This is a genomic window from Rathayibacter sp. AY1G1 (assembly GCF_002932095.1).
GTDB lineage: Bacteria > Actinomycetota > Actinomycetes > Actinomycetales > Microbacteriaceae > Rathayibacter.
Genome location: NZ_PSUZ01000027.1, coordinates 1 through 24,307 on the forward strand (window position 1 = coordinate 1; position 24,307 = coordinate 24,307).

The following is a 24,307-nucleotide window of genomic DNA, read 5'->3' on the forward strand; positions in this document are numbered from 1 at the left end:
GCGGGAACGCCCGGCCGGTGCGTCCCGGCCAGTACCGCTCCGCCACCTCGCGGTCGTCGAGCGCGTGCGCGGGCGCGTCCGGGGCCTGCGCGGGATCCTGAGCGTGGAGTCGCCGGTCGGCGGGCCGACCACGGTCGGGGTGCACGTCCCCTACCTCCCGGCCGTCCTATCCTGAGGGCGTGCCCGTGATCCGAGTCGCCATCGCCGAGGACTCGGTCCTCCTGCGCGAGGGCCTGGTCCGCCTCTTCGAGGACGCGGGGTTCGCCTCCGTCGGCGCCTTCGGGGACGCGGACGCCCTGCTCGCCGATCTGGCGCGGGACCCGGCCGGCGTCGACGTCGCCGTGCTCGACGTCCGGATGCCGCCGACCTTCCGCGACGAGGGCGTCCGCGGGGCGCTGGAGATCCGCCGGCGCTACCCGCAGGTGTCGGTCCTGCTGCTCAGCCAGTACGTCGAGGTCACCTACGCGCAGGAGCTGCTCGGCTCCGGCGACGGCGGACTCGGCTACCTCCTGAAGGACCGGGTCGCCTCCGTGGAGGAGCTGCGCGACGCCGTCGAGCGCGTCGCGGCGGGCGGAACCGTCCTCGACCCGCAGGTCGTCGCCTCGCTCCTGCAGCGCAACCGCGACCCGCTCGCCTCGCTGACCCCGCGGGAGCGGGAGGTGCTGGAGCAGATGGCCCAGGGGCGCACGAACGCGGGCATCGCCTCTGCTCTCTTCGTCGGCGTGGGCGCCGTGGAGAAGAACGTGACCGCGATCTTCCAGAAGCTCGGGCTCGAGGACTCGGGCTCCGACCACCGGCGGGTGCTGGCGGTCCTCGCCTTCCTGCGCGCCGGGCGCTGACCACCGGAGAAGAGGAGAACCCGATGCCGTCGAGTCCTGCGGAGGGCGCCCGCGTCCTCGCCCTGACCGGGGGACGCGCCCCGGAGATCGCCGACACCGCGTGGGTCGCTCCGGGCGCCACCGTGATCGGCTCCGTGCGCCTGGGGGAGCGGGCGAGCGTCTGGTACGGCGCCGTCCTGCGCGCGGAGCACGCGCGGATCGAGCTCGGCGCCGGCAGCAACCTCCAGGACGGCGTCGTCGTCCACGTCGACGCCGACTACGACGCGGTCATCGGCGCCGGAGTCTCGGTCGGGCACAACGCCGTGCTGCACGGCTGCACCCTCGAGGACGACGTGCTGGTCGGCATGAGCGCGACCGTCCTGAACGGGGCCGTCATCGGCACCGGCTCGCTGATCGCCGCGGGCGCCGTCGTCCTCGAGGGGACGGTCGTCCCGCCGGGCTCGCTCGTGGCGGGCGTCCCCGGGAGGGTCCGGCGGGAGCTGACGGAGGAGGAGCGCGAGGGCATCCGCCGGAACGCCGCCTCGTACCTCGCCCTGACGGAGGAGCACCGCGGCGCGGTCGGCTGAGCACGCCTGGAACGACGAAGAGCCCCGGACATCCGGGGCTCTTCGAGAGGAGAGGGGCTGACGAGAATCGAACTCGCATCATCTGTTTGGAAGACAGAGGCTTTACCACTAAGCTACAGCCCCGAATCGCTGGTCTGACGACCGCGAACCGGTGCGACCGGGTCTCTCGACCGGGCACCAGGACAGCGTAGTACATCGCGCGAGCACCGTGGACACCCCGGTCGTCCTCCGCCGCGCGGTTCCGGTCGCCGCTGCCGCGGTGCAGTACACTTGCGAAGGCCATTTCGGCGTGTCGCGCAAGCGCACGTGCGGGGACGGCTCGACGAGAGTCTCACGCACGGTGCCCAGGCCCGCGCATCCGGGGCGTAGCTCAGCTTGGCTAGAGCGCCCGCTTTGGGAGCGGGAGGTCGCAGGTTCGAATCCTGTCGCCCCGACCACGAGTACTCATCGTGACGACATCGACCCGTGACGACCGTCATCCGGCGCCGACACCAACCAGCACAGGAGATCCCCTCACGTGAAGACCACGGTAGAACAGCTGAGCCCGACCCGCGTGAAGCTCGCGATTTCGGTCACCCCGGACGAGCTCGGCCCCAGCATCACGCACGCCTACGGCCACATCGCCGAGCAGATCAACGTCCCCGGCTTCCGCAAGGGCAAGGTCCCGCCCGCCATCGTCGACCAGCGCGTCGGCAAGGCCGCGGTGCTCGAGCACGCGGTCAACGAGGGCCTCGACGGCTTCTACCGCGAGGCCGTCCGCGAGACCGAGGTCCGCCCCCTGGGCCGCCCGCAGGCCGACATCGTCGCCTGGCCGAGCGACAAGGACTTCACCGGCGACCTCGAGCTCGCCATCGAGGTCGACGTGCGCCCCGAGATCACCGTCCCGGACTACGACGGCATCGAGCTCACCGTCGAGGCGGCCGAGGTCACCGACGCCGACGTCGACGCCGAGCTGGACAAGCTCCGCAGCCGCTTCGGCACCCTGGTCACCGTGGACCGCCCGGCGAAGACCGGCGACTTCGCGCAGATCGACCTGGTCGCCTCCATCGACGGCGTCGAGGTCGACACCGCCAACGCCATCTCGTACGAGCTCGGCTCGGGCGAGCTGATCGAGGGCATCGACGAGGCGCTCGACTCGCTCACCGCGGGCGAGAGCACCACGTTCACCGCTCCGCTGCTCGGCGGCGACCACGCCGGCGAGCAGGCCGAGATCGCCGTCGCGCTCACCGCCGTCAAGGAGCGCGAGCTCCCCGAGGCCGACGACGACTTCGCGCAGATCGCCAGCGAGTTCGACACCATCGCCGAGCTGCGCGAGTCGCTCAAGGAGCAGGCCGCTCAGCAGAAGACCTTCGGCCAGGGCGGCGAGGCCCGCGAGAAGCTCGTCGAGGCGCTGCTCGCCCTCGTCGAGGTCCCCGTGCCCGCCGGTCTCGTCGAGGACGAGGTGCACCGCCACCTCGAGGGCGAGAACCGCCTCGAGGACGACGAGCACCGCGCCGAGGTCAAGGAGGCCAGCGAGAAGACCTTCAAGACGCAGATCCTCCTCGACCACGTCGTCGAGCAGGAGAAGGTCCAGGTCAGCCAGGACGAGCTCACGCAGTACCTCATCCAGGGTGCGGCGCAGTACGGCATGGAGCCGAACGAGTTCATCAAGATCCTGTCCGAGAACAACCAGATCGGCCAGATGGTCGGCGAGGTCGCCCGCAACAAGGCGCTCGCGATCGTCCTCGGCAAGGCGAAGGTCACCGACACCGAGGGCAACGCCGTCGACCTGACCGCGTTCACCGCGGTCCCCGGTGACGACGAGGCCGTCGAGGCCTCCGACGAGGCCGTCGCCTCGGACGAGACCGAGGTCGCGGAGGAGGCTCAGGCCGACGCCGACGCCGAGGTCCCCGCCGAGCCCGTCGCCGAGGAGCCCGCCGCCGAGGAGGAGCCCGCCCCGGCCCCCAAGAAGAAGCGCGCGCCGGCCAAGAAGAAGGCCGCCGCTCCCGCCGAGGAGACCCCGGCCGCGGAGTAGTCGCCGCGAGCACGTCAGGAGCCGCCCCCCGATCCGTCGGAGGGCGGCTCCTCTCGTTGGGGGGGCTCCGGTCCGCCCCGGGCGAACACGGGCGACTCCCGCTCCGCCCCGGGCGAACACGGCCGGATCGGCCTGGCGGCGTCCGATAGATTCGCCTCCGAAGCGACAACTGAAACGGAGCAATACATGGCCGACATGGTTATGCCCAACAGTGTTTTCGACCGCCTGCTCAAGGACCGGATCATCTGGCTCGGTTCCGAGGTGCGCGACGAGAACGCGAACGAGATCGCCGCGAAGCTCCTGCTCCTGGCAGCCGAGGACTCCGAGCGGGACATCTACCTCTACATCAACTCGCCCGGCGGCTCCATCACCGCGGGCATGGCGATCTACGACACGATGCAGTTCGTCCCGAACGACATCGTGACCGTGGGCATCGGGATGGCGGCCTCCATGGGCCAGCTGCTCCTCACCGCCGGAACCCAGGGCAAGCGCTACATCACCCCTAACGCGCGGGTGCTCCTCCACCAGCCGCACGGCGGCTTCGGCGGCACGGCCTCCGACATCCAGACCCAGGCGCAGCTCATCCTCGACATGAAGAAGCGCCTCGCCGAGATCACCGCCAAGGCGACCGGCAAGACCGTCGAGCAGGTCAACGAGGACGGTGACCGCGACCGCTGGTTCAGCGCCGAGGAGGCCCTCGCCTACGGCTTCGTGGACCACATCCGCTCGTCGGCGACCGACGTGGCCGGCGGTGGCGGAACCGCCATCGACGAGTAGTCCAGCGAACGCGCCGAGAGATCAGGAACAGACAATGACCACACCCACCTTCGGCGGAACGGCGTTCGGCTCCGGAGCCGCACCGTCCTCGCGCTACATCCTCCCCACGTTCGAGGAGCGCACGGCCTACGGCTACAAGCGCCAGGACCCGTACGCCAAGCTCTTCGAGGACCGCATCATCTTCCTCGGAGTCCAGGTCGACGACGCCTCCGCGGACGACATCATGGCCCAGCTCCTCGTGCTCGAGAGCCAGGACCCGGACCGCGACATCGTCATGTACATCAACTCGCCCGGTGGCTCCTTCACCGCGATGACGGCGATCTACGACACGATGCAGTACATCCGCCCGCACATCCAGACGGTCGTGCTCGGCCAGGCCGCCTCGGCCGCCGCCGTGCTCACCGCCGCGGGAACGCCCGGCAAGCGCCTCGCGCTGCCGAACGCGCGCATCCTCATCCACCAGCCCGCCGTGCAGCAGGGCGGGGGCCAGGCCTCGGACATCGAGATCCAGGCCGCCGAGATCATGCGCATGCGCGAGTGGCTCGAGGAGACGCTGTCGCACCACTCGAACCGCTCGATCGAGCAGGTCAAGAAGGACATCGACCGCGACAAGATCCTCGGCGCGAGCGACGCGCTCGAGTACGGGCTGATCGACCAGGTGCTCACCAGCCGCAAGAGCCTCCCGGCTCTCACGGCGTAGGGCGTCCAGGAGGGGCCGGGTGGCGGAGCGATCCGCCGCCCGGCCCCTCTCTGCGTCCTCCGTCGCCGTAGCAAAGCGCCACACGAGGCGCAAGGCACGGCGAATCCGGCCCGCCTGCCGAGCCCTCGCGGCTCAGCGGCTAGGCTCGGAGCAGTGTCAGGGGGCTCGTCCCGCTCGCACCGGCCGGAGCTCCGGGCTCCGTTGCACGACCGACCGACGCACGACAGACGCACGACAAGGAAGTGGGGCATCCCCGTGGCACGTATTGGCGAAAGCGCCGACCTGCTGAAGTGCTCCTTCTGCGGCAAGAGCCAGAAGCAGGTCCAGCAGCTCATCGCGGGACCGGGCGTCTACATCTGCGACGAGTGCGTCGAGCTCTGCAACGAGATCATCGAGGAGCGCCTCTCCGAGTCGAGCGAGGAGACGAGCCACGAGTTCGACCTCCCGAAGCCGAAGGAGATCTTCGGCTTCCTCGAGGAGTACGTGATCGGGCAGGAGCAGGCCAAGAAGGCCCTCGCCGTCGCCGTGTACAACCACTACAAGCGCGTGCGGGCCCGCAACACCATCACCGCCGCCGACGCGATCCACGACGAGGTCGAGATCGCCAAGAGCAACATCCTGCTCATCGGCCCCACGGGCTGCGGGAAGACCTACCTCGCCCAGACCCTCGCGAAGCGCCTCAACGTGCCCTTCGCCGTCGCGGACGCCACGGCCCTCACCGAGGCGGGCTACGTCGGCGAGGACGTCGAGAACATCCTCCTCAAGCTCATCCAGGCCGCCGACTACGACGTCAAGCGTGCCGAGACCGGCATCATCTACATCGACGAGGTCGACAAGATCGCGCGGAAGGCCGAGAACCCCTCGATCACGCGCGACGTCTCGGGCGAGGGAGTGCAGCAGGCGCTGCTCAAGATCCTCGAGGGCACCGTCGCCTCCGTGCCCCCGCAGGGCGGGCGGAAGCACCCGCACCAGGAGTTCATCCAGATCGACACGACGAACGTCCTCTTCATCGTCGCCGGCGCCTTCGCCGGACTCGAGGACATCATCTCGTCGCGGGCGGGCAAGCGCGGCATCGGCTTCGGCGCCCCGCTGCACAACAAGGAAGACGAGATCAACATCTTCAGCGAGGTCCTCCCGGAGGACCTGCACAAGTTCGGGCTGATCCCCGAGTTCATCGGGCGCCTCCCCGTCGTCACGACGGTCACGCAGCTCGACCAGGTCGCGCTCATGCAGATCCTCACCGAGCCGCGCAACGCGCTCGTGAAGCAGTACCAGCGGATGTTCGAGATCGACGGCGTCGAGCTCGAGTTCGACCGGGGCGCTCTCGAGGCCATCGCGGACCTGGCGGTCCTCCGCCAGACCGGAGCTCGCGGACTGCGCGCCATCCTCGAGGAGGTGCTCGGCCCGATCATGTTCGAGGTGCCCTCCTCGGACGAGGTGGCGCGCGTCGTCGTCACCCGCGCCGCGGTGCTCGACAACGCGGCCCCGACGATCGTGCCCCACGCTCCCCGTCGCCAGGAGAAGAGCGCCTAGTCGCTCCCCGCCCCGCTCTGCCAGTTCACCGCGATTGGCCCGGCGGATCGTCGGGCGAGGCGCTCCCGCTTCCCTAACCTGGCGGAGCGCGTCGACGGCGCGTCCGGTCGCCTCGGTGCCGGTCGATCCTCCGGGAGGCTCCGCCATCGTCCAGCCGCTGCTCGCCGGGATCGTCGCCGCCCTGACCGGCTTCTCGAGCTCGTTCGCGATCGTGCTCGCCGGGGTGGTCGCGGTGGGCGCCACCGACGTGCAGGCCGCGTCGGGCCTCCTCGCCGTCTGCGTGCTGCAGGGGGTCCTCTGCATCGTGCTGAGCATCCGCTACCGCGTGCCGATGACCTTCGCCTGGAGCACGCCGGGCGCCGCCCTGCTGGCCGCGACCGCGACGCTCCCCGGCGGCTTCGACCGCGCGGTCGGGGCGTTCCTGGTCGCCTCCGCTCTGCTGGTGGTCACCGGGCTGTGGCCGGCGCTCGGGAGGCTCGTCGCGCGCATCCCGCGGCCGCTCGCGAACGCCATGCTCGCGGGCATCCTGTTCCCGCTCGTCCTGGCGCCGGTGCGCGCGGCGGTCGAGATCCCCGCGCTCGCGCTGCCGGTGATCCTGCTCTGGCTGCTGCTCCTGCGGCTCCTGCCCCGCTGGGCGGTGCCGGCCGCGATCGCCCTGGCGATCGTGCTGCTGATCGTGACGGACGGCGCGGCACTCGCCGGTGCGCCGCTGCTCCCCGTGCCGCAGTTCGTCGCTCCGGTGTTCGAAATCGGAGCGATGGTCGGGATCGGCCTGCCGCTCTACGTGGTCACCATGGCCGGGCAGAACATCCCGGGCATCGCGGTGCTGTCGAGCTTCGGCTTCGCGGCCCACTCGCGTCCCGGGATCGTCTCGACCGGCGCTCTCTCCGGGGTCTCGGCGGTCTTCGGCGGAGTGCCGATCAACTACGCCGCGCTCAGCGCCGCGCTGACCGCGGGTCCCGAGGCCTCGCCGCGGCCGGAGCAGCGCTGGGTCGCCTCGGTCTCGGCGGGCGCCTCCTACCTCGTGCTGGGCGTGTTCGCCGGAGCGGCCGCCGCGCTGGTGTCCTCCGCGAGCCCGCTGCTGATCGAGGCGGTCGCCGGTCTGGCGCTGCTGGGGGTGTTCGTGTCGGCGGTGCAGGCCGCTGTGGAGGACGCGCGGCTGCGGCTGCCGGCGGCGGCGACGCTCCTGGTCACCGCCTCCGGCACGACCATCGCGGGGATCGGATCGGCGTTCTGGGGCCTGGTCGTGGGACTCGTCCTCCTCGCCTGGCTCGTCCCCCGGCGCCGCTAGAGGAGGCCGCGGCGCGCGAGCAGCGGCTCGGTCCGCGCATCCCGCCCGCGGAACGCGCGGTACGCGTCGAGCGGATCGCGGGAGCCGCCGAGCTCGAGCACCCCGCGGCGGAAGCGCTCGCCCGCCGAGCGGTCGAGGCCGCCGTTCTCCTCGAACCACTCGACCGTGTCCGCGTCGAGGATCTCGCTCCAGATGTAGGAGTAGTAGCCCGCGGAGTAGCCGCCGGAGAAGACGTGCGCGAAGTACGTGCTGCGGTAGCGGGGCGGCACGGCGGGAAGGAGGAGGCCCGCGCCGTCGAGCACGTCGCGCTCGAAGGCGGCTGCGTCGCGCGGCTCGACCGGGGCCGCCAGGGAGTGCCAGGCGAGGTCGAGCAGGGCGGACGCCAGGTACTCGCTCGTCGCGAAGCCCTCGCCCCACAGCGCGGACGCCTCGAGGCGCTCGACGGTCCCCGCGGGCAGGGCCTCGCCGGTCTCGACGTGGCGGGCGTACTCGGCGAGGAGCCCGGGGCGGCGCACCCACGTCTCGTTCACCTGGCTCGGGAACTCGACGAAGTCCCGGAACACCGCGGTACCGGCGAAGCGCGGGTACCGCGTGCTCGCGAACAGGCCGTGCAGGGCGTGCCCGAACTCGTGGAACAGCGTCTCCACCTCGTCGAGGCTGAGAAGGGCGGGCTCGCCCGGGCCCGGAGCCGACAGGTTCAGGTTGTTCACGACGACGGCGGAGTCACCGAGCAGCGACGTGCGGCTGGAGAGGGAGTTCATCCACGCCCCGCCGCGCTTCGAGTCGCGGGTGAAGGGATCGAGCAGGAACAGGCCCAGCGGGGTCCCGTCCTCCTCGTGCACCTCGAACACGCGGACGTGCTCGCTGTAGCCGGCCAGGTCGCTCCGCTCCGAGAAGCGGACGCCGTAGAGACCGGTGGCGGCGGCGAACACGCCGCGGCGGAGCACCCGCTCCAGCTCGAAGAAGGGACGCAGTGCGCTGGAGTCGACGGAGTAGCTCTCCGACCGCACGCGCTCCTCGTAGTAGGCGCGATCCCACGCCTCGATCGTGAAGCGCGGCGCTCCGGCGGCGTCCTGCTCGGCGTCGGCGGAGGCCTGCATCCGCTCGAGCTCGATCCTCGCGTTCCGGGCGGCGGGAGCGGCGAGCTCGCGCAGCAGCGACAGGACGCGCTCCGGCGAGCCCGCGGTCTGGCCCGAGATCACGAAATCGGCATGCGAGGCCGCGCCCAGCAGAGCTGCGCGCTCGGCCCGCAGCGCGACGATCTGCTGCAGAGTCGCGGTGGTGTCGTGCGGCCCGCCTTCCGCACCGCGGCCGACAGAGGCGCGCAGGACGCGCTCGCGGACGCCGCGGTCGCGCAGACGCGCGAGCCAGGGGTGGCCGGAGTAGAGGGGCAGGGTGATCAGCCAGCCGTCGACGCCGCGGTCGGCGGCGGCGCGCGCGGCGGCCGAGACGTCGGACTCGTCGAGCCCGTCGAGGCCGGCGACGTCCTCGAGGAGGACCGCCCGGTCGTTCGACTCGGCGAGCAGGTCCTTCTCGAAACGCGTGGTCAGGGTCGAGAGCTGCTCGTTCAGCTCGCCGAGCCGTGCCTTCCCCACGTCGTCGAGGAGCGCACCGGAGCGCTCGAACCCGGTGATCCTCCGCTCGAGGAGGTAGGCCGTCTCGGCGTCGAGGTCGAGCTCCGTCGACTGCTCGGCGAGAGCGCGGAGCCGCGCGAAGAGGCGCGGGTCGAGGCTGATCGCATCGCTGTGGGCCGAGAGCAGCGGAGCGAGCTCGGCCTCCAGAGCGTCGGTGAGCGGAGTGCGGTCGGAGGCGGCGACGGTGAAGAAGACGGCGCCCACCCGGCGCAGCTCGCGCCCCGCCCGCTCGAGGGCGACGAGGGTGTTCTCGACGGTCGGCGGCTCGGAGGCGCCGGCGATCGCGTCGATCTCGGCGCGGTGCCGGCGGAGGGCCTCGAGGAACGCCGGGCGGTAGGCCTCGGGGTCGACGGCGGCGAAGTCGGGGAGCCCGTGGGGGAGTCCGCTCGGCTCGAGCAAGACGGCGACGGGATCGGGAGCGCTCATCCTGCGAGCCTAGAGCTCGAGCGGGGGAGCGGGCTCCGACTCAGGATCGCAGGACGCGCGCGCTCACCGGACTCGACGACCGCGCCGCGAAGGGGCGTCAGCCCCAGTCGTCGTCGTCCTCGCCCTCCACGCGGCCCTGCGGCTGCGTGATGTAGGCAGCGTCCTCGTCAGGACGGTAGGTGATCGTCGTGCCGTCGTCGAGTTCGAGGACGGGCCTGCCCTCGAGCCAGGTGAGCGTCCAGCGCCAGTCGGCGGTCGCCGTGCCGGCCGCGGTGAGCTCGCCCTCGACGTCGCCGATGGCGGTGACGACGATCTCGGGGAGGGTCTGCGGCGGCACCTGGCCGACCGACCAGCGGGTTCCGAGCTGCATGGGAGGGGTCCTCTCGACGGTGGGGAGGGAGGCGGGACCATTCCCGCCTCCCGGGAGCGGCGCTACGCCTCGGTCTCGAGCTCGATGCCGACCGCGAGGGCGTCGCCCTCGGCGAAGTCGAGCGTCGCGATCCTGCCGACGGCCGCGAGGTCTCCCGCGGCGAGTCGGAGAGACGCGACGAGCTCGGCGGGCGCCGTCACCAGGGCGGAGCGGGCCGGCGTCTTCTGCGAGGCCTTCGCATCGGTCTTCGCGCGCCGGATGGCCGTGAGGACCGAGCTCGCCGCGGCCAGGACGGCGGGGTCGCCGCCCAGGCCCTCGACGGTCGGCCAGGGGCGCAGGTGCACCGAGTCGTCGTGCGACCACGACCAGGTCTCCTCCGTCGCGAACGGCAGGAACGGCGCGAACAGGCGCTGGAGGACGTCGAGCGCCCGGTGCAGGGCGGCCGCGGCGGACGCGCCGTCCTCGCTGTACGCGCGCTCCTTCACCAGCTCCAGGTAGTCGTCGCAGAACGTCCAGAAGAACGCCTCCGTCGTCTCGAGGGCGCGGGCGTGGTCGTAGTTCTCGAGCGCCGTCGTCGCGTCGGCGACCACGGTGTCGAGGGTGGCCAGCATGCTGAGGTCGAGCGGGTCGGTGACCTCGGCGCCCTCGGCGAGAGGGAAGCCGTGGATGAACTTCGCCGCGTTGAGGATCTTGATCGCCAGTCGGCGGCCGATCTTGATCTGCGTCGGGTTCTGCGGGTCGAAGGCCGCGTCGGTGCCCAGGCGCGAGGAGGCGGCCCAGTAGCGGACCGCGTCCGAGCCGTGCTGCTCGAGCATCGCGGCGGGAGTGACCACGTTGCCCTTCGACTTCGACATCTTCTTGCGGTCGGGGTCGACGATGAAGCCGGACACGGTCGCCGTGCTCCACGGGGCGCGGCCGTCCTCGAGCTGCGAGCGCAGGAGGGTAGAGAAGAGCCAGGTGCGGATGATGTCCTGGCCCTGCGGGCGCAGGTCGTAGGGAGCGACCAGCTGCCAGAGCTCGTCGTCGCGCTCCCAGCCGCCCGCGAGCTGCGGGGTCAGCGAGGAGGTCGCCCAGGTGTCCATCACGTCGAGCTCGCCATGGAAGCCGCCCGCCGCTCCGCGCTGGTCCTCCGAGTAGCCGGGGGCCGGGTCGCTGGAGGGATCCACCGGCAGCGCCGCCTCGTCCGGCACGATCGGGGAGTCGAAGACGGGGTTGCCGTCGCCGTCGAGCGGGTACCACACCGGGATCGGCACGCCGAAGAAGCGCTGGCGCGAGATCAGCCAGTCGCCGGAGAGGCCGTTCACCCAGTTCTCGTAGCGGACGCGCATGAACTCCGGCACGAAGCGCACGTCGCGGCCGAGCTCCAGCAGGCGCTCCTTGAGCACCGCGTCGCGAGCGCCGTTGCCGATGTACCACTGGCGGGTCGACACGATCTCGAGCGGCTTGTCGCCCTTCTCGAAGAACTTGACCTGGTGGGTGATGGGGCGCGGGTCGCCGACCATCTCGCCGGACTCCTTCAGCAGCGCCACGACGGCCTGCTTCGCGGAGAAGACGGTCTTGCCGGCGAGCTGCTCGTACGCGGCGCGGCCCCCGTCGCTCGTGATCGCGGCGGGCGCCTCCGAGATCAGGCGGCCGTCGAAGCCGATGATCGCGCGGTTGGGCAGGTCGAGCTCGCGCCACCAGACCACGTCCGTGATGTCGCCGAAGGTGCAGATCATCGCGATGCCCGAGCCCTTGTCCTTCTGCGCGAGGTGGTGCGCGAGCACCGGGACCTCGACGTCGAAGAGCGGCGTGCGGACGGTGGTGCCGAACAGCGGCTGGTAGCGCTCGTCGTCGGGGTGCGCGACGAGGGCGACGCAGGCCGGCAGCAGCTCGGGACGGGTCGTCTCGATGAAGACGTCCTCGCCGCCCTCGCGGTGGAAGCCGAGGCGGTGGTAGGCGCCGGGCTGGTCCTTGTCCTCGAGCTCCGCCTGGGCGACGGCGGTCCGGAAGGTGATGTCCCAGAGCGTCGGGGCCTGCGCCTGGTAGGCCTCGCCTCGGGCGAGGTTGCGGAGGAAGGCGCGCTGCGAGGCGGCCTGCGACTCGTCGCCGATGGTCCGGTAGCTCTGCGACCAGTCGACGGACAGGCCGAGGGCCCGCCAGACGTCCTCGAACTGCTTCTCGTCCTCGACGGTGAGGCGCTCGCACAGCTCGACGAAGTTGCGGCGCGAGATCGGCTTCTGGTCGGCGGCCTTGCTGCTCTTGTTGTCGCCGCCCTCGAACGGAGGCGTGAAGCCGGGCTCGTAGGGGAGCGTCGGGTCGCAGCGCACACCGTAGTAGTTCTGCACGCGGCGCTCGGTGGGCAGGCCGTTGTCGTCCCAGCCCATCGGGTAGAAGACGCTCTTGCCGCGCATCCGCTGGAACCGCGCGACGACGTCGGTGTGCGTGTAGGAGAAGACGTGCCCGATGTGCAGCGACCCGGACGCGGTGGGCGGCGGGGTGTCGATCGAGTAGACGTCGGCGCGGGTGAGGCCGGTGCGGTCGAACCGGTAGGTCCCGTCGATCTGCCAGCGGAGGCCCCACGTGCCCTCCAGGCCCTCGAGGGCGGGCTTCGCGGGGAGGCGGTCGGCGAGGGTCATGATGCTCCGGTTCGCTATGGGCGGCACCGTGTCGGTGGTGATGGTGCCTGGATGGGGGCTCCGGGGCGAGTCGCCCGCCGGCCGCGACGATTCTACCGGAGCGGCGGGAGCCGGGTCAGTCGACGACGGGGGTGAAGCCGGCGCGGACGGGCGCGAGCGCCTCGTCGAGATAGGGCACGAGCTCGCCGCGGGTGGGGCCCGCCGCGGCCCACGCCTGCACGGCCGCCACCGCGGCTCCGACGCTCGCGTAGGCGATGGCGCGCGAGAGGTGCGAGGGCAGCGGGCGCGCGCTCCGCTCCTCCACGAAGCGGGCGATCACGGCCGCCTGCCGGGCGAGGCGGCCGAGGGCCGACGCCTGCAGCTCGTGGACGCTGCCGATCATCTCGGACTGGGTGAGCACCCACGGCACCGTCGCGGGTCCGAAGCCGGAGCCGATCGCGAGCAGCGCGTCGCCGAGCGCGTCCATCACCGGCGCCTCTGCCGCCGTCTCGGCCAGCGCCTCCGGGAGCTCGGCCAGCCGGTCGTCGACCAGCACCCAGAAGACGTCGCTCTTGGACTCGAAGTAGTTGAAGAAGGTGTTGCGCGAGACCCCCGCCCGCTGGGCGATCTGCTCGATCGTCGTGCCCGCGTAGCTCTGCTCGACGAAGAGGTCCAGTGCGGCGTCCTCGAGCATGGAGCGCGACGACGCGCGGGGTCGTCCGCGCTGCACTCCTCGCACCATGAACCGCTCCTGCTCCGCTTCCCCCGACGCGCTAGGATAGCGCCGGACGACTTCGACCCGGCCATCACCGGTGAGTCTCCGGAAGAACGGCGCCGGCTCCGGCCTGCGCCCAGTAGACCCGGACGGGTGCGGCCCGTGACAGCCGATCGAGTGGGAACGCGTCAGCGGGCACTCCTCCGGGAGCGACCGGCCGACCGGTCCAAGCGAGGTGGTACCGCGACCCGGCCCGGGGTCTGAGATCCGGGCGGGCCGTCCTCGTGCAGACCAGCAGCACTGCCAGGAGACCGCACGTGACCTACCCCCTGACCCCGCCCACCCCGCACGGAGCCGAGCCCGCCGAGGGCTCCGCGTTCGGCCGGGGCGTGTCCCCGTCGCCGCGCTTCCCCGAGATCGAGGAGCGCGTGCTCGCGTACTGGAAGGCGGACGACACCTTCCAGGAGTCGATCCGGCAGCGCGAGGGAGCGCCGGAGTGGGTCTTCTACGACGGCCCGCCCTTCGCCAACGGCCTGCCGCACTACGGGCACCTCCTCACCGGCTACGCCAAGGACGTCTTCCCCCGCTTCGAGACGATGCGCGGACGGCAGGTGCACCGCCGCTTCGGCTGGGACACCCACGGCCTGCCCGCCGAGCTCGAGGCGGAGCGGCAGCTCGGCATCACCGACAAGTCCCAGATCGAGGAGATGGGCGTTGCGGCGTTCAACGCCGCCGCGAAGGAGTCGGTGCTGCGCTACACCGGGGAGTGGCAGGACTACGTCACCCGCCAGGCGCGCTGGGTCGACTTCGACGACGACTACAAGACGCTCGACCCCACCTTCATGGAGTCGGTGATCTGGGCGTTCAAGCAGCTCTACGACAAGGGCCTCGCCTACGAGGGCCACCGCGTGCTGCCGTACTGCTGGCGCGACCAGACGCCGCTCTCGAACCACGAGCTGCGGATGGACGACGACGTCTACAAGATGCGCCAGGACCAGACGGTCACCGTCACCTTCCCGCTGGTCGGCGAGACGGCGGAGGCGCTCCAGCTGACGGCGGTCCGCGCTCTCGCGTGGACGACGACGCCGTGGACGCTGCCGACGAACCTCGCGCTCGCCGTCGGGCCCGACATCGAGTACGCGGTCGTCCCCGCCGGCCCGAACGGCGCGGCCGACGGCAGGGGCGAGCCCGAGGAGCGCGAGCTCTCGGCCGAGTACCTGCTCGCCATCGACCAGGTCGGCGCCTACGCGAAGGACCTCGGCTATCCGGACGCGGAGTCGGCCCTGGCCGCCGTCTCGCGCACCCACCGCGGCTCCGAGCTCGAGGGGATCAGCTACGACCGCCTCTGGGACCACTACGCGGACACCGAGGCCTGGGGCACGCAGAACGCGTGGCGCATCCTCGTCGCCGACTACGTGACCACCAGCGAGGGCACCGGCATCGTGCACCAGGCGCCCGCCTACGGCGAGGACGACCAGAAGGTCTGCGAGGCGGCGGGCATCCCCGTCATCATCTCGGTCGACGACGGCGGCCGCTTCCTGCCGCAGATCAGCGAGGTCGCCGGCCTCCAGGTCTTCGACGCGAACAAGCCCCTCACGCAGCTGCTGCGCGCGGGCCACCGGCTGCTCCGCCAGGCGAGCTACGAGCACTCGTACCCGCACTGCTGGCGCTGCCGCAATCCGCTGATCTACAAGGCGGTCTCGAGCTGGTTCGTCCGGGTCACCGCGATCCGCGACCGCATGGAGGAGCTCAACCAGGAGATCACCTGGGTCCCCGAGAACGTCAAGGACGGTCAGTTCGGCAAGTGGCTCTCGGGCGCGCGCGACTGGTCCATCAGCCGCAACCGCTACTTCGGCTCGCCGATCCCGGTGTGGAAGAGCGACGACCCGGAGTACCCGCGGATCGACGTCTACGGCTCGCTGGACGAGCTGGAGCGCGACTTCGGCGTGCGCCCGGACGACCTGCACCGGCCGTTCATCGACGAGCTGACCCGCCCGAACCCCGACGACCCGACCGGGCGCTCGACGATGCGCCGGATCAGCGACGTCCTCGACGTCTGGTTCGACTCCGGATCGATGCCCTTCGCCCAGGTGCACTACCCGTTCGAGAACGCGGACTGGTTCGACACCCACAACCCGGCGGACTTCATCGTCGAGTACATCGGGCAGACGCGCGGCTGGTTCTACACGCTGCACGTGCTCTCCACCGCGCTCTTCGACCGCCCGGCGTTCCGCAACGTGGTCAGCCACGGCATCGTGCTGGGCAACGACGGGCAGAAGATGTCCAAGTCGCTGCGCAACTACCCGGACGTGGCCGAGGTCTTCGACCGCGACGGCTCCGACGCCATGCGCTGGTTCCTGATGTCGAGCCCGGTCCTCCGGGGCGGCAACCTCGTCGTGACGGAGGAGGGCATCCGCGAGGGCGTCCGCCAGGTGCTGCTGCCGCTGTGGAGCACCTGGTACTTCTTCTCCCTCTACGCGAACGCCTCGGCGGGCGGCGGCTACGAGGCGACCAGGCGCACCGGCTCCGAGGACGTCCTCGACCGCTACCTGCTGGCCAAGACCCGCGATCTGGTCGAGACCGTGACCGGCCGGCTCGAGGCGCTGGACTCCACGCTCGCGGCCGCCGCGCTCCGCGACTTCAGCGACGTGCTCACGAACTGGTACGTGCGCCGCTCCCGCGACCGCTTCTGGCAGGGCGTCGACGAGGACGGCCGCGGATCGGAGGCGTTCGACACGCTCTACACGGTCCTCGAGACCGTGTGCCGCGTCGCCGCCCCGCTCCTGCCTCTCGTCACGGAGCAGATCTGGCAGGGCCTGACCGGCGGCCGCAGCGTCCACTTCACCGACTGGCCGGAGGCGGACGAGTTCCCCGCCGACCCGGCGCTCGTGCACGCGATGGACGCGGTCCGCGGCATCTCGTCCACCGCGCTCTCCCTCCGCAAGCAGGCCGGGCTCCGCGTCCGCCTGCCGCTCGCGCGCCTGACCGTGGTGGTCGCCGACGCCGCCGAGCTCGCGCCGTTCGAGGCGATCCTCCGCGACGAGCTGAACGTGAAGGAGGTGTCGCTGGTGCCGCTGGTCGACTCCAGCGCCGCCGACTACGGCGTCACCTCCCGTCTCGCGGTCAACGCGCGCGCTGCCGGGCCCCGGCTCGGCAAGGGCGTGCAGACCGTGATCAGGGCCGCCAAGGCCGGCGACTGGAGCGAGACGGACGGCGTCGTCACCGCCGGCGGCGTCGAGCTGGTCGAGGGCGAGTACGAGCTCACGCTCGAGGTCGGCGGCTCGGCCGGCGACGACCGCGCCATCGCCCTGCTCCCGCGCGGGGGCTTCGTGCTCCTCGACACGGCGACCACCCCCGAGCTCGAAGCGGAGGGGCTCGCCCGCGACCTCATCCGCGCGGTGCAGGACGCCCGCAAGGCGGCCGGGTTCGAGGTCAGCGACCGGATCGTCCTGGAGGTCGTGCTCGACGAGCCGAGCCTGCAGGCGCTCGAGCCGCACGCGCTCTGGATCGCGGAGGAGACCCTCGCGACCGGATGCGCGTTCACTCCGCTCACCACGGCTCTCGAGGGCGGCGAGGGCGCGATCGCCTTCGGCCCCGCGGGCACCGCCATCATCCGCGTCGAGAAGGTCGAGGCCGCCGATGTCTGATCCGTTCGAGCCGGACGACGCCGACCGCGCGGCCGCCGACGCCGTCTACGCCGCGCTGCTGGAGCGCCTGGGCGAGGCGAGCGTCCGCCCGCGCCTCGCTCCGACCCGGCGCGCCGTCGAGATCCTCGGCGACCCGCAGCGCGCCTACCCGGTGATCCAGATCGCCGGAACCAACGGCAAGACCTCGACCAGCCGGATGATCGAGAGCCTGCTGCGCGCCCACGGGCTGCGGGTGGGCCTGTTCACCAGTCCGCACCTCGAGCGCTTCAACGAGCGCATCGTCATCGACGGAGAGCCGATCTCGGACCGGAGCCTCGCCGACAACTGGCAGGACGTCGAGCCGTACCTGCGGATGACCGACGCCGAGCTGGCCGAGCAGGGCGAGGCGCCGCTGTCCTTCTTCGAGGCGATCACCGTCCTGGCCTACGCGGCCTTCGCCGACGCGCCGGTCGATGTGGCCGTCGTCGAGGTGGGGATGGGCGGCGAGTGGGACTCGACGAACGTCGCCGACGCGCAGGTCGCCGTCTTCACGCCGATCGCCCTCGACCACACCGACCGCCTCGGCTCGACGATCGAGGAGATCGCGCGCACCAAGTCGGGCATCGTCAAGCCGCTCGCCTCGGTGGTCTCCGCGAGGCAGGTCCCGGAGGCGGAGGCGGTGCTGCGGCACGCGGCCGAGGCCACCGAGTCGACGATCGTCGTCGAGGGGGCGGAGTTCGACGTCGAGTCGACGACCGTCGCCGTCGGCGGCCAGGTCGTCACCGTCCGGGGACTCGTCACCACGTACGAGCAGCTGCTGCTGCCGTTCTTCGGCGACCACCAGGCCGAGAACGCCGCCGTGGCCGTCGCCGCGGTCGAGACGTTCCTGGGAGGCGGGACGCAGGAGCTCACCGGCGACGTCCTCGACGAGGGCTTCGCCGCCGCGACCTCCCCGGGCCGCCTGCAGCTCGTCGGACTCGCTCCGCGCACCGTCGTCGACGCGGCGCACAACCCGCACGGTGCCGCGTCCCTCGCCGCCGCTCTCGGCCGCTACTTCGACTTCGACCGCGTGACGGCCGTCCTCGGCGTGCTGGCCGAGAAGGACGCCGAGGGGATCCTCCGGGAGCTCCGCCCCGTGGTGGACGAGCTGATCGTGACCACGGCGCCGAGCGATCGGGCGATGCCCGCCGAGGAGCTCGCCGCGCTCGCCCGCACCGTGTTCCCGGAGGAGGCGGTCCGCGTCGCCGACGACCCGCTGGGTGCTCTCACGGCCGGCCGCGTCCTCGCGGCGCGCACCGACAAGGGCGCTCTGCTGGTCACGGGCTCGATCACCCTCGTCGGCCGCACGATCACTGCGGCCCGCGACGAGAACTGGCTGGGCGCGTGAGGGCCGGACGCCCGCGGCGCTCGCGGACCGTCCGGGAGAGCCTCGGCTCGATCGTGCTCGGCTTCGAGGCGGTCATCGTCTTCCTCGCCACCCTGGTCGCCTTCGGGCTGAAGGCGGCCGACCCCGTGGTCGTGCTGGTCGGGGGAGCGGTGGTCTGCCTCGCGCTCGTCGCCACTCTGGGCCTGCTGAACCGGCCGGTCGGCTTCCGCATCGGCTGGGTGCTCCAGTTCGTTATCGTGGCCTCGGGCCTGCTGGTCCCGATCATGTACGTGATCGGCGCCGCCTTCGTGGCGCTGTGGACGTACTGCATGGTGACCGGCACACGCCTCGACGCTCAGACGCGCCGGGCGGCGGAGCCCACCGACCCCACCGAAGGAGACCGCTGAACCATGGCCACTCAGGAGACCCTCGTCCTCGTCAAGCCCGACGGCGTCGCCCGCAACCTCACCGGCGAGATCCTCCGCCGCATCGAGGCGAAGGGCTACTCCCTCGTCGACGTGAGGCTCGTCGAGGCCGACCGGGAGCTGCTCGCCGCCCACTACGCCGAGCACGAGGGCAAGCCCTTCTACGAGCCGCTCGTCGAGTTCATGGAGAGCGGCCCGATCGTCGCCCTGCGCATCGCGGGCGACCGCGTGATCGAGGGCTTCCGCGCCCTCGCCGGCACCACCGACCCGACCACGGCCGCGCCCGGCACCATCCGCGGCGACCTCGGCCGCGACTGGGGCCGCAAGGTCCAGCAGAACCTCGTGCACGGGTCCGACTCCGAGGAGTCGGCCGCGCGCGAGCTCGGCCTCTGGTTCGCCTGAGCCGCTCGGCCGCCTGCCTCTGACGACGTCCGTCAGAGGTAGGCGAGCACGTTCAGCCTCACCTGCGCGATCACCGCGATCAGCAGGTAGCAGAGCAGCGTGATGAACGGGACCCAGCCGTAGGCGGCACCGGCGAAGCGGCGCACCCCGGCGCGGACGGGGAACACGCCCTCACGGAGGTTGCGGAGCGTCACCAGCCAGAAGCCCGGGATGACGACGGCCCAGGTGAGCATGCACCAGGGGCAGAGCGTTCCGAGCGCGAAGACGCTCGTCGCGATGAGCCAGCCCACGAACACCAGGGCCAGCAGGAAGCCGACGTTGAAGGCCGCCCAGAACCACCGGTCGAACCGGGCGCCCGCGAGCAGGCCCAGCCCCACCACGATCGGCGCGATCCAGGCCGCCAGGCCGATGAGGGGGTTCGGGAAGCCGAAGACCGCGCCCTGCGCCGAGTTCAGGTTCGCACTGCACTGCACGAGCAGGCTGAAATCGCAGCCGAGGCCCGCATCCGGGTTCTCGAGAGCGGCGAACTTGTCGTTCGTGAGGGCGAAGGCGGCGGTCCAGCCGATCACGCCGAGGACGATCAGCAGGACGGCGAAGACGACGGGGCGCTGCTGGGTGGGGGCGTCGCGCACCCCGGGATCGCTGGACACCGGGGGATTATGGCACGCGCCGGATCGGCGCCTCTGGGAATGCGTGCGATAATCGGAGCCGTCGGTCCGGGGGACCCCGCATCGACGCGAAGAAGGTTTACCGGGCGAGTACCGGGCCACAGGAGATCGACAGCGTTCCGCGAATGGACGCGCCGGATCTCCGCTCCGCCGGGAGTCGACCGCAGGTCGCACCGCGGAGGAGCGCGTGTCGGATAGTCAGTTCCGAGAGTGCAGCTGCAACCGGAGTCCCGCGCCACGAGCGCGACGGGACCGGGGGAGCGGAAGGATTCGCGGCGGGCCGAGGCCCCTCGCACGAGAGAAGCATCCGGGAAGACGACGCGGCGGACGACCCGGCCGAGGAGTGCACCAGGAATGGTGGAAGACAACAGTACGAGCGGATCCGATCCGGACCGCGACGAGCCCCGCAGCGGGGCCAGGAAGATCAGCCGCCTCTTCGGTGGCCGTCGGGCGACCCGGCGGACCGAGTCGAGCGCGCCAGCGACAGGGGAGACGATCATCGACAGCAACGAGACCGACCAGACCGGAGCCGAGGGCACCGAGCTGCCCGAGACCGGGAGCGCCGCGGAGGCGGCCGAGCCGTCGACGTCGACGGGCGCGGTGTTCTTCAACGCCCTCCCGCAGACCCCGGGCGCCGAGCAGGAGGAGCCGCGACGGCCCGCACTGCCGAGCCCGTCGCTGCTGTTCCAGGCGCCGGTCCTGCCCGACTACGTCGAGCTGGCTCCGCTGCCTCCCCGCGGTGCGCCGCTGGGCGTCCAGGAGGAGCGCGAGAGCCCGGCCGAGGAGCAGGGCTCCGTCCGCCGCCGCTCGCGCCGCCGCAGCGGCGAGAGCGAGAGGTCCGGCTCCGACGACCCCGAGAACACCGTCGTCCGGGTCCGCCAGCCGCGCGAGCAGCGCGAGGCCCGGGAGCCCGAGCTCATCACCGAGCCGCAGCGCATCAAGGGCTCGACCCGCCTCGAGGCCAAGAAGCAGCGCCGCCGCGACGGCCGCGACGCCGGCCGGCGCCGCACGGTCGTCACCGAGTCCGAGTTCCTCGCCCGCCGGGAGGCCGTCGACCGCGTCATGGTCGTCCGCTCGAAGGAGGACAGCATCCGCATCGGCGTGCTCGAGGACGGCGTCCTCGCCGAGCACTACGTCGCCCGCTCGCAGGAGGCGTCGCTCATCGGCAACGTCTACCTCGGCCGCGTGCAGAACGTCCTCCCGAGCATGGAGGCCGCCTTCGTCGACATCGGACGCGGGCGCAACGCCGTGCTCTACTCCGGCGAGGTCGACTGGGACGCCGCGAACAACGCCGGCGGCCCCCGCCGGATCGAGCTCGCGCTCAAGCCCGGCGACCGGGTCCTCGTCCAGGTCACGAAGGACCCCGTCGGCCACAAGGGCGCCCGTCTCACGAGCCAGATCTCGCTCCCCGGCCGCTACCTCGTCTACGTGCCCAACGGCTCGATGAACGGCATCTCGCGGAAGCTCCCGGACACCGAGCGCGCCCGCCTGAAGAAGATCCTCAAGGAGGTGCTGCCCGAGAACGTGGGCGTCATCGTCCGGACCGCGGCCGAGGGCGCCACGGAGGAGCAGCTGACCGTCGACGTCGAGCGCCTGACCGCGCAGTGGACGGCTCTCAGCGCGAAGGCCGCGACCGGGCAGGCTCCCGCTCTCCTGCACAGCGAGCCGGACCTGCTGATCAAGATCGTCCGCGACGTCTTCAACGAGGACTTCGAGAAGATGGTCATCGCAGGCGACGACGCCCGCGAGACCATCGAGCTCTACCTCAGCCAGGTCGCCCCCGATCTGCTTGAGCGCGTCGAGGTCTACACGGGTGACAAGGACGCGTTCGACGAGTTCCGCATCACGGAGCAGATCGAGAAGGCGCTGGAGCGCAAGGTCTGGCTGCCCAGCGGCGGCTCGCTCGTGATCGACCGCACCGAGGCGATGACCGTGGTCGACGTCAACACCGGCAAGTTCGTCGGCTCGGGCGGGAACCTCGAGGAGACGGTCACGAAGAACAACCTGGAGGCGGCCGAGGAGATCGTCCGCCAGCTGCGCCTGCGCGACATCGGCGGCATCATCGTCGTCGACTTCATCGACATGGTGCTCGAGTCCAACCGCGACCTCGTGCTCCGCCGCCTGGTCGAGTGCCTGAGCCGCGACCGGACGAAGCACCAGGTCGCCGAGGTCACCTCGCTCGGCCTCGTGCAGATGACCCGCAAGAAGCTGGGCCTGGGCCTGCTCGAGACCTTCAGCGAGAACTGCGAGATCTGCGCCGGACGCGGCGTCATCGTCCACCACGACCCCGTGCTCAAGCACCGGTCGACCGCCGCTCCGCAGCAGGAGCAGCGCCGCCGGGGCAAGGGCGGCGAGCAGCAGCCCGCCGCCTCCGGGCGCTCGAACGGCGGGCAGAACGGGCAGGGCGCGCCGGCGACCAAGCCGGTCAGCACCCACGCCATCACGGACGACGCGAAGAACGCGCTCGCGCAGATCGCCGCCAGCACCATCCACCCCCAGGCCGTGCGCCAGGCGGCGGAGGAGGCGGCCGCGCTGGTCGAGGACGCCGCCGAGACCGTCGAGGCCATGGCGCCGGAGGAGTCCGCCACGGCACCCGAGGAGCAGCCGTCCGAGCCGAGCCGTCGCGGCGAGCGTCCCGCCCGGGGCGAGCGCCGTCGTCGCAGCCGCGACCGCGAGCCGCGCCAGGAGGCCGCCGAGACGGCGACCGTCGAGTCGGCTCCCGTCGAGACCCCGGTCGAGAAGGAGATCGAGCCGGCCGCTGCCGCGCCGATCCTCGACATCCCGATCGCGCCGGTCACGCCTCCGCGCCGCGTCCGCAGCGAGGTCGCCGAGCACCTGCTCGACTCCGTGCTCGACGCTCTGCCGGCTCCGAAGCAGCCCGGCCAGGGCCGTGCGAAGAGCCGGCGCGTCACGACGGCCGCGCTCACCGGAGTCGCGGTCATCCCCGAGCAGACCCCGCGCCGCGCCGACCAGTAGCGCGACCCGGTGTCAGGAGGGCCCGGTGCCCGGCGAGAGCCGGCGCCGGGCCCTCTCGGCATCCCGGTCGCGCCCGCGGACGCGGAGCCCGCTCCGCCTCAGCCGCTCGACCAGCTCCCGCGCGCCGACGGGGACCGCGCCCGCGGCGACGAGCTCGTCGATCCGCTCCTCGGGCACGTCGTAGTGGTCCAGGTCGAAGCCGCGCTCGGGCACGCCGAGACGGCGCGCGAAGTCGTGGAGCTCCTCGAGCGAGACGTCGCTCACGAGGTGCGCCCACAGCCGGCCGTGCGCCGGCCAGCGCGCGCCGTCGACGAGGATGACCATTCCCCGATCGTAGGCGGCGCGCCGTCCGTCCACGCGCCTCCTCCTCGACTATCGTGACGGGGTCGCCGGTCGGGTGGACACGGCTTCGCAGTCGTGTGCGTTTGACCGTGGAGCGCGGATCCCGTACTCTTGACCGTTGGTGTGGCGCGATCCATGTGCTCACGCAGATTTCCGTTGTCGCTCCGCCCCTCACGGGGCGCGGGCCGCGGTGCCGGTTCCCTCGTGTCGTGAGGAGACGGGTACGAACCGGAAGACCGGGGCTCAGCCCCGTCCCTACAAGCCCCGGACGAGGCCTCCGCTCCGTCCAGACGAGAAACAGGTACGAGAAGTGGTTTACGCAGTTGTGCGCGCCGGCGGTCGGCAGGAGAAGGTCGAGGTCGGCACCATCGTGACGATGGACCGCGTCAAGGCCGACGAGAACGGCACCGTGCAGCTTCCTGCCGTGCTGCTCGTCGACGGTGAGTCGATCACCTCGGACGCGGCGACCCTCGCGGGCGTCACCGTCACCGCCGAGGTGCTCGAGGACCTCCGTGGTCCGAAGATCATCATCCAGAAGTTCAAGAACAAGACCGGTTACAAGAAGCGCCAGGGGCACCGTCAGGACCTCACGCGCGTCAAGGTCACTGGCATCAAGTAGTCCTGCAAAGGAATTGAGCTGACCTGCGGAGCGAGCCATCGCCCTGCAGGGCAACAGCACGGGGCTGCGGCCCCCCGGTCTCGAGGAGATGAGAAATGGCACACAAGAAGGGCGCGAGCTCCACTCGCAACGGTCGCGACTCGAACGCGCAGCGTCTCGGCGTCAAGCGCTTCGGCGGCCAGGTCGTGAACGCGGGCGAGATCATCGTCCGCCAGCGCGGCACGCACTTCCACCCCGGCGCGAACGTCGGACGCGGTGGCGACGACACCCTGTTCGCCCTCTCGGCGGGCGCTGTCGAGTTCGGCAGCAAGGGCGGCCGCAAGGTCGTCAACATCGTGGCGGCCGCCCAGTAGGGTCGACCTCCTCGGCCGCACAGGCACAGGACGCAAGGGGCGGGCTTCGGCTCGCCCCTTGCGCGTTT

The 24,307-nt window shown here is 71.6% G+C and carries 20 protein-coding genes and 2 tRNA genes; 15 read left to right on the top strand and 7 right to left on the bottom strand.

The genetic code is table 11. The annotated features are described in order from the left end of the window. Positions 1 to 179: 179 nt before the first annotated feature. Together C5C36_RS14200 and C5C36_RS14205 are read left to right on the top strand one after the other, a co-directional pair. The gene (locus C5C36_RS14200; RefSeq protein WP_104223696.1) at positions 180 to 839 is read left to right on the top strand and encodes a response regulator transcription factor; all 660 of its coding nucleotides are present in this window, start codon (positions 180 to 182) and stop codon (positions 837 to 839) included. A gap of 23 nt (positions 840 to 862) precedes the next feature. Then, on the top strand, positions 863 to 1,405 hold the full coding sequence (locus C5C36_RS14205; protein WP_104226728.1) for a gamma carbonic anhydrase family protein: 543 nt from the start codon (positions 863 to 865) through the stop codon (positions 1,403 to 1,405). A gap of 52 nt (positions 1,406 to 1,457) precedes the next feature. Here the strand turns inward: C5C36_RS14205 and C5C36_RS14210 are convergent. After that, positions 1,458 to 1,528 (bottom strand) — tRNA-Gly (locus tag C5C36_RS14210). Between the two features lie 236 nt (positions 1,529 to 1,764). Here C5C36_RS14210 and C5C36_RS14215 point away from each other — a divergent pair. The 6 genes from C5C36_RS14215 to C5C36_RS14240 all read left to right on the top strand — a co-directional run bounded on the left by C5C36_RS14215 (position 1,765) and on the right by C5C36_RS14240 (position 7,720). Then, positions 1,765 to 1,842 (top strand) — tRNA-Pro (locus tag C5C36_RS14215). 80 nt (positions 1,843 to 1,922) lie between these two features. Then, positions 1,923 to 3,419, top strand: a complete 1,497-nt coding sequence (gene tig / locus C5C36_RS14220) for a trigger factor (RefSeq protein WP_104247279.1) — start codon at positions 1,923 to 1,925, stop codon at positions 3,417 to 3,419. Between the two features lie 186 nt (positions 3,420 to 3,605). Beyond that, complete coding sequence (locus tag C5C36_RS14225) at positions 3,606 to 4,196, top strand: ATP-dependent Clp protease proteolytic subunit (protein WP_097165884.1); 591 nt, start codon at positions 3,606 to 3,608, stop codon at positions 4,194 to 4,196. 34 nt (positions 4,197 to 4,230) lie between these two features. Beyond that, positions 4,231 to 4,896: an ATP-dependent Clp protease proteolytic subunit gene (locus C5C36_RS14230; RefSeq protein ID WP_068253282.1), complete on the top strand. Its 666-nt coding sequence runs from the start codon at positions 4,231 to 4,233 to the stop codon at positions 4,894 to 4,896. Positions 4,897 to 5,151: 255 nt separating this feature from the next. Further along, positions 5,152 to 6,429, top strand: a complete 1,278-nt coding sequence (gene clpX / locus C5C36_RS14235; protein WP_104223693.1) for an ATP-dependent Clp protease ATP-binding subunit ClpX — start codon at positions 5,152 to 5,154, stop codon at positions 6,427 to 6,429. Between the two features lie 115 nt (positions 6,430 to 6,544). Then, positions 6,545 to 7,720: a benzoate/H(+) symporter BenE family transporter gene (locus tag C5C36_RS14240; RefSeq protein WP_104309938.1), complete on the top strand. Its 1,176-nt coding sequence runs from the start codon at positions 6,545 to 6,547 to the stop codon at positions 7,718 to 7,720. Here the strand turns inward: C5C36_RS14240 and C5C36_RS14245 are convergent. The 4 genes from C5C36_RS14245 to C5C36_RS14260 all read right to left on the bottom strand — a co-directional run bounded on the left by C5C36_RS14245 (position 7,717) and on the right by C5C36_RS14260 (position 13,489). Beyond that, the gene (locus C5C36_RS14245; RefSeq protein WP_104309939.1) at positions 7,717 to 9,780 is read right to left on the bottom strand and encodes a M3 family metallopeptidase; all 2,064 of its coding nucleotides are present in this window, start codon (positions 9,778 to 9,780) and stop codon (positions 7,717 to 7,719) included. The genes C5C36_RS14240 and C5C36_RS14245 overlap by 4 nt on opposite strands. A gap of 97 nt (positions 9,781 to 9,877) precedes the next feature. Beyond that, a complete protein-coding gene (locus C5C36_RS14250; protein ID WP_104261275.1) occupies positions 9,878 to 10,150 on the bottom strand; it encodes a hypothetical protein in 273 nt (90 codons plus the stop codon). 62 nt (positions 10,151 to 10,212) lie between these two features. Further along, entirely contained in the window at positions 10,213 to 12,768 is a 2,556-nt protein-coding gene (gene valS / locus C5C36_RS14255; RefSeq protein WP_104309940.1) for a valine--tRNA ligase, read from the bottom strand. 115 nt (positions 12,769 to 12,883) lie between these two features. Beyond that, positions 12,884 to 13,489, bottom strand: coding sequence for a TetR/AcrR family transcriptional regulator (locus tag C5C36_RS14260; protein WP_104223688.1), 606 nt, complete (start codon positions 13,487 to 13,489; stop codon positions 12,884 to 12,886). A gap of 290 nt (positions 13,490 to 13,779) precedes the next feature. On the opposite strand from C5C36_RS14260, the gene ileS reads away from it, so the two are divergent. The 4 genes from ileS to ndk are packed head-to-tail and all read left to right on the top strand — an operon-like array spanning position 13,780 to position 19,281. Next, positions 13,780 to 17,109 carry an isoleucine--tRNA ligase gene (gene ileS, locus C5C36_RS14265; RefSeq protein WP_374954352.1) on the top strand — a complete coding sequence of 1,110 codons (3,330 nt, stop codon included), beginning with the start codon at positions 13,780 to 13,782 and terminating at the stop codon, positions 17,107 to 17,109. After that, positions 17,102 to 18,475, top strand: a complete 1,374-nt coding sequence (locus C5C36_RS14270) for a folylpolyglutamate synthase/dihydrofolate synthase family protein (RefSeq protein WP_104223687.1) — start codon at positions 17,102 to 17,104, stop codon at positions 18,473 to 18,475. Before ileS ends, C5C36_RS14270 begins: the two co-directional genes overlap by 8 nt. Continuing rightward, on the top strand, positions 18,472 to 18,861 hold the full coding sequence (locus C5C36_RS14275) for a DUF4233 domain-containing protein (RefSeq protein ID WP_104262805.1): 390 nt from the start codon (positions 18,472 to 18,474) through the stop codon (positions 18,859 to 18,861). The genes C5C36_RS14270 and C5C36_RS14275 overlap by 4 nt, the downstream gene beginning before the upstream one ends. 3 nt (positions 18,862 to 18,864) lie before the next feature. Continuing rightward, a complete protein-coding gene (ndk, locus tag C5C36_RS14280; RefSeq protein WP_104309941.1) occupies positions 18,865 to 19,281 on the top strand; it encodes a nucleoside-diphosphate kinase in 417 nt (138 codons plus the stop codon). Between the two features lie 32 nt (positions 19,282 to 19,313). Here ndk and C5C36_RS14285 read toward each other — a convergent pair whose 3' ends face one another. Further along, positions 19,314 to 19,931 carry a vitamin K epoxide reductase family protein gene (locus C5C36_RS14285; RefSeq protein ID WP_258072314.1) on the bottom strand — a complete coding sequence of 206 codons (618 nt, stop codon included), beginning with the start codon at positions 19,929 to 19,931 and terminating at the stop codon, positions 19,314 to 19,316. A 372-nt stretch (positions 19,932 to 20,303) separates the two neighbouring features. On the opposite strand from C5C36_RS14285, the gene C5C36_RS14290 reads away from it, so the two are divergent. Beyond that, on the top strand, positions 20,304 to 22,925 hold the full coding sequence (locus tag C5C36_RS14290; protein ID WP_104309943.1) for an Rne/Rng family ribonuclease: 2,622 nt from the start codon (positions 20,304 to 20,306) through the stop codon (positions 22,923 to 22,925). 12 nt (positions 22,926 to 22,937) lie between these two features. On the opposite strand, the gene C5C36_RS14295 is transcribed toward C5C36_RS14290, so the two are convergent. Beyond that, a complete protein-coding gene (locus tag C5C36_RS14295; protein WP_104247269.1) occupies positions 22,938 to 23,249 on the bottom strand; it encodes a DUF4031 domain-containing protein in 312 nt (103 codons plus the stop codon). 328 nt (positions 23,250 to 23,577) lie between these two features. Here C5C36_RS14295 and rplU point away from each other — a divergent pair, with 328 nt between their 5' ends. Together rplU and rpmA are read left to right on the top strand one after the other, a co-directional pair. Next, on the top strand, positions 23,578 to 23,886 hold the full coding sequence (gene rplU, locus C5C36_RS14300; RefSeq protein WP_104223682.1) for a 50S ribosomal protein L21: 309 nt from the start codon (positions 23,578 to 23,580) through the stop codon (positions 23,884 to 23,886). A gap of 95 nt (positions 23,887 to 23,981) precedes the next feature. Next, complete coding sequence (rpmA, locus tag C5C36_RS14305) at positions 23,982 to 24,239, top strand: 50S ribosomal protein L27 (protein WP_068209107.1); 258 nt, start codon at positions 23,982 to 23,984, stop codon at positions 24,237 to 24,239. Positions 24,240 to 24,307: the final 68 nt, after the last annotated feature.